Raw genomic sequence first — 250 nt, 5'->3', positions numbered from 1 at the left:
GGGGTGGCCAGCCCCATGGCACAAGGGCAGGCAACAATCAGCACCGCGATGGCGTTGACCAGGCCAAAGGTTAATGCCGGTTCAGGCCCAAAGATCAGCCATACCCCAAAAGTCAGCAAGGCCAGCGCCATAATGGTAGGCACAAACCAGAGTGTGACCTTGTCGACCAGGGCCTGAATCGGCAGTTTGGCCCCCTGGGCCTGCTCGACCATACGAATAATCTGCGCCAGTACGCTGTGTTCTCCAACGG

Annotated in this window: 1 protein-coding gene; it reads right to left on the bottom strand. The window is 58.8% G+C overall.

The features are described 5' to 3' along the window. Positions 1 to 250, bottom strand: a 250-nt coding sequence (locus Q4563_RS21420) for a P-type ATPase (RefSeq protein ID WP_442903850.1), incomplete at both ends; no start/stop codon positions are given.

The sequence above is a fragment of the Gilvimarinus sp. 1_MG-2023 genome (genome assembly GCF_030548285.1).
The sequence above is the reverse complement of the archived record's forward strand: the minus strand, read 5'-3'. Positions and strand labels throughout refer to the sequence as shown.